A 13,301-nucleotide genomic window follows, 5' to 3' on the forward strand; every position below is an offset into this window, starting at 1 on the left:
TTCCCCGGGCCGGGGGACGCTGTGGATACATCCCTGTAGGCTCATCGGCGACATCCCTGTCGCCGATGCCCCCGGCCCGGGGAAAACCCACCCCAAGCCTGGTCACCCCAACAGGATCAGTGTCGCCCTAAACGACGAAAGCCGCCCTGGGGCGGCTTTCTTCATTGTGATCGCGACTTCGTAGTCCCGTGGCCGGGTTGGGTCAGCCCGGGACTATCGGCGGCATGGATGCCGCCGATAAGCGTACATGGATGTATTCACAGCGTGTCCCGGGCTGGCCTAACCCGGCCACGGGACGGCCAAGATCGCCGATCACCCCCCCGAAGAAAGGTTGTCCTCGAAGATCTCGATGTCCGCCTGCTCCCGCAACTGCCGCACCAGCGCCCAGGCATCGAAGCTCGCGGCCGCATTACCCACCATCATGCGTGCCTGGCGGGTCGCCAGCGGGCTGTCCTCGTCGACAACACCATCGACCACGGACTGCAGGGAAACCAGCGCGTAGCCCGTGCCGGTCTCGACCACGGCGTCGACAGTCTCGCCTTCCGCGGGACGCTTGAGGCGAAACACGTTGCCCACCAGTGCCCGGTCGGGCGTCGCCTGGCGACGCGCCGCGCTATCGACCTGCTCCAGTTCGAGACCCGCACCGGCGGCGAGGTCCTCGAGTGAAGCACCGTCTTCCAGCGAGGCCAGCAGGGCGTTTGCCCGCGCCTCGGCCTCGTCACGCGCGCGCTCGGCGCGCAGGCCCGCGATCACGCCTTCACGGACGTCTTCCAGCGGCGGGATGGCGGCCGGCAGGTGCTCGGCCAGGCGCACCATCACCAGGTGGTGGTCATCCAGGTCAATCGGGTCGCTGACCGAGCCCTGCAGCAGGACCAGGTCGGAGAACGCGGCCTCGACCACGTCCGGGTTCGCGGCGATACCTTCACCGCCCATGCGGCCGAACGGCCCCACGGTCTGTACTTCAAGGCCAAGGTCCAGCGCCGCGGCTTCCAGCGTGGTCGGGTCTTCGTAGATCACGTCCACCAGGCGGTCCGCCAGCCCCAGGAAAGCACGGTCAACTTCGTCTTCGCGGTACTCGGCCAGCAGGGTCTCACGGGCCTCCTCGAAGCTCTGTCCTTCGGCCTCTCGGACTTCGGTCAGCTTAATGATGTGCCAACCAAAACCGGTCTGTACCGGGTCAGACACCGGGTTTTCAGTGGAAATCTCGTACACCGCGTTCTCGAAGGCCTCGACCATGACGCCGGGCTCGATAAAGCCCAGGTCGCCACCCAGGGACGCGGAGCCGATATCATCGGAGGTCTCTTCGGCCAGTGCGGCGAAGTCTTCACCGTCACGGGCCCGGCTGGCGATGTCTTCGGCGCGTTCACGGGCCGTTTCCACGGCCGCGTCGCCGGCATCCGGCGCCACTTCGACCAGGATATGGGACACGCGACGCTGTTCCGGCGTCATGAAACGGTTTTTCTGCGCCTCGAACTGATCGCGCAGCACATCGTCATTCGGCGGCTCACCGGCGGCGACGCTGGAAGCATCAAGCTCCAGGTATTCGATGACCACCTGCTCCGGCGTACGGAACTGTTCCGAGTTGTCGGCATACCAGGCTTCGATGTCCTCGTCGCTGAACTCGGTCGATACGGCATCCATATCCGCCGGCACCATGATCGTGGCGAAACTGCGCTGCTGCTCGCTCAGGGCGACGTATTTACGCACCTCGCGGTTGGTCGCAAAACTGCTGGCCTGGATGCCGCTTGGCAGCTGGCTGACCGCCAGGTCGTTGCGCAGCTGCGCCTCGAACTGGGTGGGTGACTGGCCAAAGGCAATCAGGCGTGACTGGTAAACATCGGCGTTGAACTGGCCATCGACCTGGAACGCCGGAATGTCGCGAATCTGCTGGGCCAGGCGCTCGTCATCGACGGACAGGTTCAGGTCCGCGGCGACCTGGCGCAACAGCGTCTCGTCGATCATCTGGTCCAGGTGTTCCCGGCGCGCCACTTCGCCATCGAAGCGCGAGGCGTCAAACGCATCGCCCATCTGCGCCTGCAGGCGACGACGGTAGTCGAGGAAGCTCTGGTTGAATTCGTTGAAAGTGATTTCCTGGTCATTGACCAGCGCCACCAGGTTACCCGTGCCGGAGCTGAAGTAGCTGTTGACGCCAACGAAGGCGAACGGAATAACGAGAATACCGAGAATGACGATGGCCAGAATGCCGGTCAGTCGATCGCGAATGGATTGCAGCATGGTCGACAAAGGATCCTGTTCAGGCCTCCATCGTAACGGGAGGCTTAATAATGAAAAGGGCGCCGTGGCGCCCTTTTCTCAACATTGGCGGAGTGGACGGGACTCGAACCCGCGACCCCCGGCGTGACAGGCCGGTATTCTAACCAACTGAACTACCACTCCGTTGTTTCTTTACTGGTGGGTGCTGACGGGCTCGAACCGCCGACCCTCGCCTTGTAAGGGCGATGCTCTCCCAGCTGAGCTAAGCACCCTGCAGAAGGCGCGCTAGTTTACTGCGTCTTTAAGCGCTTTGCCAGCCTTAAATGCAGGATTATTTGAAGCCTTGATGGTGATGGATTCACCGGTGCGCGGGTTGCGGCCCGTGCGGGCGGCGCGATGGCGAACGGTGAACGTGCCAAAGCCTACCAGGGATACCGTCTGACCGCGCTGCAGCGCGGAAGCGATCGCGTCAGTGGTCGCGTCCAGGGCGCGGCTGGCGTCCGCCTTGGTCAGGCCGGCCGAATCAGCAATCGCATCAATCAATTCAGATTTGTTCATTTTTGCACTCCATCTATCAGTGTGTGTGAAATTCTATCCAGAGGGGCTTGTACGGACTGCGGTGGCAAACGGCTACTACCAACTATGGTCTCTGTACCCGGGTATCCCTTATCCCCCGGAGCGCCTTGCAGGTCGCGGCCTGCGAGCGTGGGACGATACTAATACACCCCTTGTTGGCGGCGCAACAGCTTTCCGGCGCACCCTGGAAGGTATTGGATGAAGTAGCCAACCCAAGCGATTCTTTTGCTTGGGAACGCGCAAAATTTCACCCTTTAAACGGCATTGAAACACCATCGGCGCGGGCCGCCAAAGCGGCCCCGCCCTGCCCAGTTTTCAGTGCGTGCGCACCTCTTCGGAAGCATCATCCGAGTGTTTCGCGCTGCCGCCACCGATCGGTTTCTTGCTCTTCGGCGCCTCGGTCAGCGCCAGCCCGAGCACCTCGTCGATGGTCGTCACCGGGCGCACGTCCAGTTTGCGGATGATGTTCTTCGGGATATCCGCCAGGTCTTTCTCATTCTCCTTCGGAATGATCACCAGGCGCATGCCGCCGCGGTGAGCCGCCAGCAGCTTTTCCTTCAGGCCGCCGATGGGCAGCACCTTGCCGCGCAGCGTGATCTCACCGGTCATGGCCACGTCCGCATGCACCGGTGTGCGCGTCAGCGCGCTCACCAGCGCCGTACACATGGCGATGCCGGCGCTGGGTCCATCCTTCGGTGTTGCGCCCTCAGGCACGTGCACGTGGGCGTCCAGCGTCTTGTGGAAGTCCTCGTCGATGCTTAGCAGGTCGCTGCGGCTGCGAACCACGGTCATGGCCGCCTGGATCGATTCCTTCATGACATCGCCCAGGTGCCCCGTCAGGGTCAGTGCGCCCTTGCCGGGCACCAGCGTGGCCTCGATCTGCAGTAGCTCGCCACCCACCTCGGTCCACGCCAGGCCGGTCACCTGGCCGATCTCGTTGGATTCCTCGGCAATACCGTAGCGGTAGCGGTGGACGCCCAGGAAGGTCTCCAGGTTGCGCACCGTCACCGTGACCGAATCGCGGCCCTTCTCCAGCGACAGCTTCTTCACGGCCTTGCGGCAGATCTTGGCGATCTCGCGCTCCAGGCTACGCACACCGGACTCGCGCGTGTAATAGCGAACGATATCCAGCAGCACCGGCTGCGACACGGTCAGCTCGTCTTCCTTCAGGCCGTGCTGTTCCATCTGCTTGGGCAGCAGGTAGCGCTCGGCGATGTTCATCTTCTCGTCCTCGGTGTAGCCGGGGATACGGATGACTTCCATGCGATCGAGCAGCGGCCCGGGGATGTTCAGCGAGTTTGCCGTGGCGATGAACATGACCTCGGACAGGTCGAAATCGACTTCCAGGTAATGATCGTTGAAGGCGTTGTTCTGTTCCGGGTCCAGTACTTCCAGCAGGGCTGATGACGGGTCACCACGAAAATCCATCGACATCTTGTCGAGTTCGTCGAGCATGAACATCGGGTTACGCGTTCCGACCTTGGCCATGTTCTGCACCACGCGGCCCGGCATCGAGCCGATGTAGGTGCGGCGGTGGCCACGGATCTCGGCCTCGTCGCGGACGCCGCCCAGGCTCATGCGCACGAACTTGCGTCCGGTAGCGCGGGCAATGGAACGGCCCAGCGAGGTCTTACCGACACCCGGCGGTCCAACCAGGCAGAGGATCGGGCCCTTCATGGCTTTCACACGCGCCTGCACGGCCAGGTACTCAAGGATGCGTTCCTTGACCTTCTCCAGCCCGTAGTGGTCCTGCTCGAGGATGGCCTCGGCCTGGTCCAGCTTCTTGCGGATCCGCGAACGCTTCTTCCATGGCACGCTGAGAATCCAGTCGATGTAGTTGCGCACCACGGTGGCCTCGGCCGACATGGGCGACATCATCTTCAGCTTGTTCAGCTCCGAGGTGGCCTTCTTCTTGGCCTCCTCGTTCATTCCCGCTTCCTCGATCCGGCGCTCCAGGTCGTCCAGGTCGTTCGGCGCGTCGTCCAGGTCACCCAGCTCTTTCTGGATGGCCTTCATCTGTTCGTTCAGGTAGTACTCGCGCTGGGATTTCTCCATCTGCGACTTCACGCGGCCGCGGATGCGTTTCTCCAGCTGCAGCACTTCCATCTCGCCTTCGACCAGCCCCATCAGGTGCTCGATACGCTCGAAGGCGCTGCCCATCTCCAGCAGTTCCTGTTTTTGCTCCAGACGGATGGCCAGGTGAGCGGCGACGGTGTCGGCCAGGCGCGAGGCGTCGTCGATGCCGGCCAGCGTGGTCAGCAGCTCCGGCGGGATCTTGCGGTTCAGCTTGACGTACTGCTCGAACAATCCGACCAGCGAGCGCATGGCCACGTCGATTTCCTTGTCCGAGGTCGGCTCCTGCACCTGCAGGGACTTCCAGCTGGCCTCGAAGTAGCCGTTCTCCTCGGTGTAACCGGTGATCTGCACCCGCTCACCGCCCTCGACCAGCACCTTGGTCGTGCCATCCGGAAGGCGTAGCAACTGCAGCACCGTGGACAGCGTGCCAACCTCGTACAGGTCGTCCGCTTCCGGCTCATCAACGTCAGGGCTTTTCTGCGTCACCAGCAGGATGCGCTTGTCGACATTCATGGCCTGGTCCAGCGCCAGGATGGAGCGCTCGCGACCAACAAACAGGGGGATAACCATGTGGGGGTAAACCACCACGTCACGCAGGCTCAGCACCGGCGTGGGTTGCGAAGGAATCATGGTGTGTCTGGTTTCGGACATTCGGGAACCCGTATCAGGGGCCATGAGGTTTTCATGGCGCGTGAGACTCAAGAATACAACACGTCCGGACGAACCGGACGTCGATGTCATTCATATGGGCCCGTCGCGGGGGGAAATCAATTGGTGACGCGCCACGAAGCCGTGACGCGAGACGCGTGACGCGTGACGCGTGACGCGTGACGCGAAGCAGCTTAGCCGTCGGCAGCCTGCTGCTGGGAGTTTTCGTACAGCACCAGCGGTTCGGCGTCGCCTTCGATGACGGTCTCGTCGACCACCAGCTTGGAGACGTTGTCCATGGACGGCAGCTCGTACATGCTTTCCAGCAGCACGGATTCGAGGATGGTGCGCAGGCCGCGCGCGCCGGTCTTGCGGACCATGGCCTTGCGGGCAATGGCGTGCAGCGCCTCGTCACGGATATCCAGCTCGCAGCCTTCCATGTCGAACAGCAACTGGTACTGCTTGACCAGGGCGTTCTTTGGCTCGGTCAGGATGCGGACCAGCGCAGACTCGTCGAGCTCGCGCAGCGTGGCGACCACCGGCAGACGACCGACGAATTCCGGGATCAGGCCGTACTTGACCAGGTCCTCAGGCTCGACTTCGGCGAGCACTTCACCGATATCGATGCGTGCTTCCTTGGACTTCACCTCGGCGGAGAAGCCGATGCCTGACTTGGTGGAACGGTCCTGGATGACTTTTTCCAGGCCGGCGAAAGCGCCGCCGCAGATGAACAGGATCTGCGAGGTATCGACCTGCAGGAATTCCTGCTGCGGATGCTTGCGACCGCCCTGCGGCGGTACCGAGGCGATGGTGCCCTCGATCAGCTTCAGCAGCGCCTGCTGCACGCCCTCACCCGACACGTCGCGGGTGATGGACGGATTTTCCGCCTTGCGTGACACCTTGTCGATTTCGTCGATGTAGACGATACCCGTCTGGGCCTTCTCAACGTCGTAGTCACACTTCTGCAGCAGCTTCTGGATGATGTTCTCTACATCCTCGCCCACGTAGCCCGCTTCGGTCAGCGTGGTGGCGTCGGCGATGGTGAACGGCACATTGAGCATGCGCGCCAGCGTTTCGGCCAACAGCGTCTTGCCGGAACCGGTGGGGCCGATGAGCAGGATGTTGCTCTTGGCCAACTCCACTTCCTCGTCCCGACGACCGGGCTCCAGGCGCTTGTAGTGGTTGTACACCGCGACCGAAAGCACCTTCTTGGCCTGTTCCTGGCCAATGACGTATTCGTCGAGGAAGGCGTGGATTTCCTTGGGAATGGGCAGCGACTCGCGGTCGGCGACGCCAGCGTCTTCCAGCTCCTCGCGAATGATGTCGTTGCACAGCTCGACACACTCGTCACAGATATAGACGCTGGGGCCCGCGATGAGCTTGCGAACCTCGTGTTGGCTCTTGCCGCAGAACGAACAATAGAGAATCTTGCCGTCCGTGGAATTCTGTTCTTTATCAGTCATCTGGATTTGTACTATATCTCAATGAAAATCCGATGTTTTTACGGATTCTGCTTGTCACCGCCACGGCTGTCAAGAACGCGATCGACCAGGCCGTAGTCCTGTGCTTCCGACGGACCCATGAAGTGGTCGCGCTCGGTATCACGGGCGATCTTCTCGACGTCCTGCCCGGTATGACCCGCAAGCAGCTCATTGAGTTGCTCGCGAATCTTCAGGATTTCGCGTGCGTGGATGTCGATATCGGACGCCTGGCCCTGGAAACCGCCCAGCGGCTGGTGAATCATCACCCGCGAGTGCGGCAGCGCGTAACGCTTGCCCTCCGCACCGGCGGCCAGCAGCACCGCGCCCATCGACGCCGCCTGCCCCACGCACATGGTAGAGACATCCGGCTTGACGAACTGCATGGTGTCGTAAATGGCCAGGCCCGCGGTCACTGAACCGCCCGGGCTGTTGATGTAGATATTGATGTCCTTGTCCGGGTTCTCGGACTCCAGGAACAGCAACTGCGCCACCACCAGGTTGGCGGTGTGGTCATCGATCGGGCCAACGATGAAGATGACCCGCTCCTTGAGAAGCCGGGAATAGATGTCATACGCACGTTCGCCACGGGAAGTCTGCTCGACCACCATGGGCACCAGGTTCAGTGCGCGCGTATCCATTGCGCCGGCGTTGCTCATAATCCCTGCCTCGATTTCGCAGCGGCGTTGATCAGCTCCTTGAAGCTGGTCGCCTCGGCGTCCACTTTAGCGTGTTCAAGCACCCAGTCAACCACCTGCTCTTCCAGCACCGAGCTTTCGACCGAGCGCAGCAGCTCCGGGTTGTTGTAGTACATCTGCACCACTTCACGCGACTGTTCGTAAGTGCTGGCCACTGATTCAATGGCTTCGCGCACCTTGGCGCCGTCGACAACGATGTCGTTCTGGCGCGCGATCTCGCTGATCAGAAGGCCGCTCTTGACGCGCTTGCCGGCCACTTCGCTGAACTGCGGCAGCAGTGCCGGATCCGGCTCGATGCCACGCTGGCGCGCCTGCGCCTGCAGCAGCTGTGCGGCTTCCTGCTGGACCAGGCCAGCAGGCACTTCCAGGTCGTCGTGGGCTTCGAGCAGCGCATTCAGGATCTGCGTCTTCAGCAGCGTCAGGCGCGCGGACTTGAGCTCGCGCTCCAGGTTCTTGCGAACCTCGACACGCATCTCGTCCATGTCGCCGCTCTCAATACCGAACGACTGGATGAACTCGGCGTCGATTTCCGGCATGTGCTTCTCGCGGACGCTGTCAATCTTCAGTGACACGTCGGCCTTCTTGCCGGCCAGCGCGGGCTGGCGGAAGTCATCGGGGAACTTGAGCTTGGCTTCGGCCACACCACCGGCGGTGAGCTTGGCGAGCTCGGCTTCGAGCTTGTCGAAACCGGACTGGCCCATGGCGATCGCCAGCTTGGCCATGCCCTCTTCCGGCACGCGGCCGTCCTTGGTCTCGGCGGCGTACTCGATCAGCACCTGGTCGCCGTCTTTCGGCTCGCGGCTGACCTCTTCCCACTTGGCGCGCTGCTCGCACAGCGTGTTCAGCATGTCGTCGATATCACCCTCGGTGATCTCGGCGTCCATGGACTGGATCTTGATGGACGAGGCGTCAACGGTGTCGACCTCCGGCATCACCTCGATGGTGGCCGTGAATTCGAAGTCCTTGCCGGCTTTTACTTCCGGCATGGAATCGATCACCGGGTTGGCCGCCGGCTTCAGGGACTCCTGCTGGATCGCCTGCATCAGGCTGGACTCGACGGTCTTGGAGACCACCTCGTTGCGCACGGAAGGGCCAAAACGCTGCTGCAGCACCTTCATCGGCACGCGGCCTGGGCGGAAGCCCTTGAGCTTGGCGGTCTTACCGATCTCGCGCAGGCGCGCGTCGATCTGCTGCTGCACTTCGCCGGCCGGAACCTGCACGGTCAGGCGACGCTGCAGGCCGCCGGGGTTTTCAACTGTCACTTGCATGAAATTGCTCTTCCTTCAGAAAACTGGTGCGAAAGGGGAGACTCGAACTCCCACGGGTTACCCCACTGGAACCTAAATCCAGCGCGTCTACCAATTCCGCCACTTTCGCCGAAACGGGATGATGCGTCCGCTGCCCGCCGCGACGCCTTTAACGCAAACCGCGGTCGGAACTTCGGACTTGGGTGCGGGAACAGGACCCTGCCCCGGAGCGCGCTATTAAGTCGTTACCCGCATTTTACCCGAAAAGCCGATGACGGAACATTGATGCCGGGCACGCGATACTGCGAAGAATTGGGGGTGTTACGGAAGATTTCAAGATGTGGCGGAGAGGGAGGGATTCGAACCCTCGATACGGCTATAAACCGTATACTCACTTTCCAGGCGAGCCCATTCAACCACTCTGGCACCTCTCCGAAAACCTGGACCTGCTTGTAAAGAAGGCCGGAGCTTTGACACTCCGGCCCCTTTATTTGGTGGGCCATCTAGGACTCGAACCTAGAACCAATTGATTAAGAGTCAACTGCTCTACCAATTGAGCTAATGGCCCTGAAATTGGGGTGGACGATGGGGCTTGAACCCACGACCGCCGGAATCACAATCCGGTGCTCTACCAACTGAGCTACGCCCACCATAAAACTGTTTGTGGCCCCGGCCAGGCGAACCGGGCCGCAAAGTATAACCTTATTCGCACCGGTTGTGGCGCGCCCGGCAGGACTCGAACCTGCAACCGTCGGCTTAGAAGGCCGGTGCTCTATCCGGTTGAGCTACAGGCGCATACAAACCGGCCATCGAACTGGTCGGGGTGGAGGGATTTGAACCCCCGACCCACTGCTCCCAAAGCAGTTGCGCTACCAGGCTGCGCTACACCCCGAACAAAGTCATTCTACCCACAAACAACGGGCCCCGACTGGGGCCCGTAGCAAAAAATGGCGCGCCCGGAGAGATTCGAACTCCCGACCGCCTGGTTCGTAGCCAGGTACTCTATCCAGCTGAGCTACGGGCGCGCGGTTCGCAACATAACCATTGGAGGGTCAGGTGCGAAGGGGGCGCATTATGCTTAGAGTGTCGCTTGAAGTCAACGCCTGATTTCTATGGGCTCGGTTCGGACTCAATTTCCAGTTGAATCACCGGGCTGTCCAGGCGGTTTGATTGGCGAACACCTTCGCCCGGCAACGTTCCAAGACTGGGTGGCGCCCCAAAACCCGCAGCCTTCGACTTGCTGTTCCCGGTGGCTGGCGACTGCTCTCTCGCCGTCAGTCGCTCGTTTGCCTGGCGGGGGGAAACCGACTCCAGGGTCACGACCTGGTCATAGGCAAGGTCTTTCTTTCTCGGCTTTCCAGCGACCCATCGGAAGTGACGTTCACTGGCGCCGTTCATCGCAAACGTGTACGGAACAATGTGGCCATCATCCATGATCCCCTGCCCGACAACGGTGCCGTTGTCGACATCGACGAGGTAAAGGTCATTCAGCACCTTGTTCCTGTTTGAAAGGGTCGTTTCGAACCCACCTTTCGCGTTCTGGCTGATCGTGTAAAGCCCCTCCCACCCCAGCGTGATCTCGGCGTCAGGATTATTACTGGTCACAACAAAGTCCCATGAGGCCCGGCCCTGCCCCGGCGCGCGGTAGTCACTCAGGTACTCCCCGGCATGGTCACCCCATTCTTCACCACGCACCATGATGATCGCGACAGGCGCGCCATTCACGCTGGCAAAGGCAGGAATATCATGCAGGTCCTTGCCGTCCTGCCCCCCGGGAATGCGCCCGATCACACCGGACCGGTCATCAAAGTGCCCATCGTCCGTCACGGCGATGGTCTGCAGATACCACGACTTGGCCTTGGGCTCAAACTTGAACTTGGCCGCCAGCGCCGGCGCGGTCGCGACGAACATCGCAAGGAAAAGCACCGCAGCAAACAGGCCGCGCTTCGCATACATCGGAGTAGTTTCATTCGTCATCAGCTTGCCCTCACTCCGGTTGCGGCATTTGCAGCGCATGCGTATCAAGGCCGTTATTCACGCCGTTCTGCTCGACCTTGACCCAGAAGCCCTCGTAACCATGGATACGGTCTTCGAACGGCGGCGTACCGCCAGCCGTGATGGCGCGGTAATTCTGTCCTGAAGGAATCGTTGAATTGGGGTCGTAGACATAGAAGGTGCTCGACAGGTCATTGCTTGCATCCGCTTCCGCAAGCGTCACCACGAACCCACTCTGGTTCACATAGCGGATATCGGCCATGCGAACAGCGCGCGGGAAAGGCATGTTGATCATCGCCCGGGCAAAATCATCGCCGCCATTCGGGTCGGTGTCTGCATCCGGCAACTCGATGATGACGGACGCCATGATGTTGTCGACGAAGGGCGTGTTACCCGCCTGCGCCAGAAGGTAATCAGGGACAGTAAACCCGGTGCAACTGCCAATGGGCGTGTACTTTCCACCATCCGCTACGGCCAGCCAGATGGAGTACGCCGCATCCGCCGTGGTGAACATGTAGTTATCATCCAGTTGCACATAAGGCGTGGAATCTGTCACGTCTGACGGGTCGTAAAGATAGATGTCGTAATCAACACCGCCAGAACCAGCGGATGTACCAAGGTATCCGAACACGTTGGCTACCGTCTGACCGACGACATTGCACGGAACGCTTCGCTGGTAATAGGTGTACGCCGTCTCGGCATAGCCACCAAAACCGGCCGGGTATCGGTAGACGATGGCCCGGTCTTCCGCCGAATTGGCGAAGAAAAGTGATTCCCTGTCGGCGCGGATGTCGACGCCGATTTCATCAACATTGTCCCCGGCGTAATCCAGTGCCGCAGGAACATTGAATCCTACAAACGTGTAGTCGTCGTTGACGGGGTCGCGTACTGCCGTGGCCCCGACCAGGCCCGGCAACCTGCGACCATAAAAGCCGACCCCTGCACTTTGCGAAACGTCCCCACCATGAATCCCACCAACCGTCTGCGCGAGAACGTCATAGTTTCGACTTGATGCATCGCCCGTGTTTTCCCAGACAAACGCATCGGTGTCGCTGGAAACCATGGCAAACGCGGCGGACAGTGAAACCTCCCTGCCCACTGAATCACTGCCGCCCACTGGCAGGATATTGGTCTGTACAAGTCCGCCACCATTGAGGTGGTAGACGAACGCTGCACCTTGTGAGTCATCGACCCCGCCTGCCCCTGTGCCCGGCGCACCGACCAAAATGTAGGGGTGATCCACGGTGACCGCGTAGCCCAGCAAATCTCCCGCAAAGGATCCTTCCCAATCGTCGACCAGCGTCAAGTCGCCTGTCCCCGTGTTATAGCTGTAGACATAGAACTTTCCTGTGTCCGCACCAGCCACGCCGTCGTGGAACGGCGCTCCGACGACTACCGTGTAGTTGGTGTCGTCGACACGGCTGATTGAAACGCTGGACCCAAACTGCGCCCCGGCCTGGTCATCCGGCGCCACTTCCATGGCCTGCAGGAAGAAATTAAAGCAATTCAATCCCCCTTCTCGCTCCCAGGCACCCAGGCTAAAGCTGAATAGCGCGATGGCGCCCCGATCGGTCGCACCGGAGCCATCACAAAACCCCTGGTCGTCGTAAAGCGGAGTACCGACAACGAATGCCTCACCACTCAATGAACTCGATTGCCCGAATCCGCCACCCGCACAGGTTCCAGCCAAAATTGAACTGACGGTCTGGTCCAGTTCCCAGAGCATGTTGGAGTAGTTCAGGCGGTAGATCTGTAGCTCACAGGTGGCCGTGTCGGTAATGACCGCCCACTGTCCGCTGCCTGTGACTGAATCACCGCCAATACCACCGACATTTGTGAATGAATAAGGCGGGTCTGCCTGCACCGCGGTTGCGTGCATCAGCATGCCGGCGATGGCAATACCCATGAGTGGCCTGAACATATGCATTTTCCCGGTGTCTTCCCCGGGGTCGGTCGCCGATCCTGGCGAGACGCCCCTTTACTGATTCCTGGCGGCCATTCCCCTTGTCCGCCAACGGGGCTGTCCGCCCCGCTAATTAAGTCTAGTCGCTATCGCGCTCTTCCAGATCCCTCAAAAGCGATTCGTCGTCAGCGGGACTGGTATTCGTTTCCGGCGCGCTGGGCGGCCCATTGAACTGCGCGCTGCCACGACGGGCATGGCCTGCCGCACCAAGCGCAACCAGCGCGGGCGCTGTGTAGCTGGCCTTACGTAAAAAGCGCCGGCGGCTACTATCAATCTCCGAGTCCTCTGAGTGCGACCCGGTTTGTTTGTCGTCGGCCACGAAGTTTCCCGCAAAGTTACTGTCACCCTACTATATCGCAATTATTGTAAGGAAAGCCGCACAACGCCATAGCGATGCGACCACCTG

The 13,301-nt window shown here is 60.9% G+C and carries 9 protein-coding genes and 9 tRNA genes; all 18 read right to left on the minus strand.

What is annotated here, in order from left to right; translation table 11 throughout:
- Positions 1 to 312: 312 nt before the first annotated feature.
- The 18 genes from F3N42_RS01350 to F3N42_RS01435 all read right to left on the minus strand — a co-directional run bounded on the left by F3N42_RS01350 (position 313) and on the right by F3N42_RS01435 (position 13,214).
- Positions 313 to 2,235, minus strand: a complete 1,923-nt coding sequence (locus tag F3N42_RS01350) for a SurA N-terminal domain-containing protein (RefSeq protein WP_150862604.1) — start codon at positions 2,233 to 2,235, stop codon at positions 313 to 315.
- 85 nt (positions 2,236 to 2,320) lie between these two features.
- Positions 2,321 to 2,397: transfer RNA gene (locus tag F3N42_RS01355), tRNA-Asp, on the minus strand.
- A 13-nt stretch (positions 2,398 to 2,410) separates the two neighbouring features.
- Positions 2,411 to 2,486 (minus strand) — tRNA-Val (locus F3N42_RS01360).
- Positions 2,487 to 2,499: 13 nt separating this feature from the next.
- A complete protein-coding gene (locus tag F3N42_RS01365) occupies positions 2,500 to 2,772 on the minus strand; it encodes an HU family DNA-binding protein (RefSeq protein ID WP_150862605.1) in 273 nt (90 codons plus the stop codon).
- Positions 2,773 to 3,105: 333 nt separating this feature from the next.
- Complete coding sequence (gene lon / locus F3N42_RS01370; protein ID WP_150862606.1) at positions 3,106 to 5,517, minus strand: endopeptidase La; 2,412 nt, start codon at positions 5,515 to 5,517, stop codon at positions 3,106 to 3,108.
- Between the two features lie 191 nt (positions 5,518 to 5,708).
- The gene (gene clpX / locus F3N42_RS01375) at positions 5,709 to 6,977 is read right to left on the minus strand and encodes an ATP-dependent Clp protease ATP-binding subunit ClpX (protein ID WP_150862607.1); all 1,269 of its coding nucleotides are present in this window, start codon (positions 6,975 to 6,977) and stop codon (positions 5,709 to 5,711) included.
- Positions 6,978 to 7,015: 38 nt separating this feature from the next.
- Positions 7,016 to 7,651, minus strand: a complete 636-nt coding sequence (gene clpP, locus F3N42_RS01380; protein WP_150862608.1) for an ATP-dependent Clp endopeptidase proteolytic subunit ClpP — start codon at positions 7,649 to 7,651, stop codon at positions 7,016 to 7,018.
- Positions 7,648 to 8,958, minus strand: a complete 1,311-nt coding sequence (tig, locus tag F3N42_RS01385; RefSeq protein WP_150862609.1) for a trigger factor — start codon at positions 8,956 to 8,958, stop codon at positions 7,648 to 7,650. Before tig ends, clpP begins: the two co-directional genes overlap by 4 nt.
- A gap of 24 nt (positions 8,959 to 8,982) precedes the next feature.
- Positions 8,983 to 9,067 (minus strand) — tRNA-Leu (locus F3N42_RS01390).
- A gap of 211 nt (positions 9,068 to 9,278) precedes the next feature.
- A tRNA-Ser gene (locus tag F3N42_RS01395) sits at positions 9,279 to 9,371 on the minus strand.
- A 58-nt stretch (positions 9,372 to 9,429) separates the two neighbouring features.
- A tRNA-Lys gene (locus tag F3N42_RS01400) sits at positions 9,430 to 9,505 on the minus strand.
- 6 nt (positions 9,506 to 9,511) lie between these two features.
- Positions 9,512 to 9,587: transfer RNA gene (locus F3N42_RS01405), tRNA-His, on the minus strand.
- Between the two features lie 68 nt (positions 9,588 to 9,655).
- Positions 9,656 to 9,732 (minus strand) — tRNA-Arg (locus F3N42_RS01410).
- A gap of 20 nt (positions 9,733 to 9,752) precedes the next feature.
- Positions 9,753 to 9,829 (minus strand) — tRNA-Pro (locus F3N42_RS01415).
- Positions 9,830 to 9,885: 56 nt separating this feature from the next.
- Positions 9,886 to 9,962 (minus strand) — tRNA-Arg (locus tag F3N42_RS01420).
- 85 nt (positions 9,963 to 10,047) lie between these two features.
- Positions 10,048 to 10,914, minus strand: a complete 867-nt coding sequence (locus F3N42_RS01425) for a hypothetical protein (RefSeq protein ID WP_150862610.1) — start codon at positions 10,912 to 10,914, stop codon at positions 10,048 to 10,050.
- Positions 10,915 to 10,924: 10 nt separating this feature from the next.
- A complete protein-coding gene (locus F3N42_RS01430) occupies positions 10,925 to 12,853 on the minus strand; it encodes a hypothetical protein (protein WP_191621159.1) in 1,929 nt (642 codons plus the stop codon).
- 121 nt (positions 12,854 to 12,974) lie between these two features.
- Entirely contained in the window at positions 12,975 to 13,214 is a 240-nt protein-coding gene (locus F3N42_RS01435; RefSeq protein ID WP_150862612.1) for a hypothetical protein, read from the minus strand.
- Positions 13,215 to 13,301: the final 87 nt, after the last annotated feature.

This window comes from Marinihelvus fidelis, assembly GCF_008725655.1.
GTDB lineage: Bacteria > Pseudomonadota > Gammaproteobacteria > Xanthomonadales > SZUA-36 > Marinihelvus > Marinihelvus fidelis.

Bases quoted from the DNA above. Each gene is read 5' to 3' on its own strand.
- clpX (WP_150862607.1), bottom strand. From the start codon at position 6,977: ATGACTGATAAAGAACAGAATTCCACGGACGGCAAGATTCTCTATTGT.
- tig (WP_150862609.1), bottom strand. From the start codon at position 8,958: ATGCAAGTGACAGTTGAAAACCCCGGCGGCCTGCAGCGTCGCCTGACC.
- lon (WP_150862606.1), bottom strand. From the start codon at position 5,517: ATGTCCGAAACCAGACACACCATGATTCCTTCGCAACCCACGCCGGTG.
- F3N42_RS01365 (WP_150862605.1), bottom strand. From the start codon at position 2,772: ATGAACAAATCTGAATTGATTGATGCGATTGCTGATTCGGCCGGCCTG.
- F3N42_RS01425 (WP_150862610.1), bottom strand. From the start codon at position 10,914: ATGACGAATGAAACTACTCCGATGTATGCGAAGCGCGGCCTGTTTGCT.
- F3N42_RS01430 (WP_191621159.1), bottom strand. From the start codon at position 12,853: ATGTTCAGGCCACTCATGGGTATTGCCATCGCCGGCATGCTGATGCAC.
- F3N42_RS01350 (WP_150862604.1), bottom strand. From the start codon at position 2,235: ATGCTGCAATCCATTCGCGATCGACTGACCGGCATTCTGGCCATCGTC.
- clpP (WP_150862608.1), bottom strand. From the start codon at position 7,651: ATGAGCAACGCCGGCGCAATGGATACGCGCGCACTGAACCTGGTGCCC.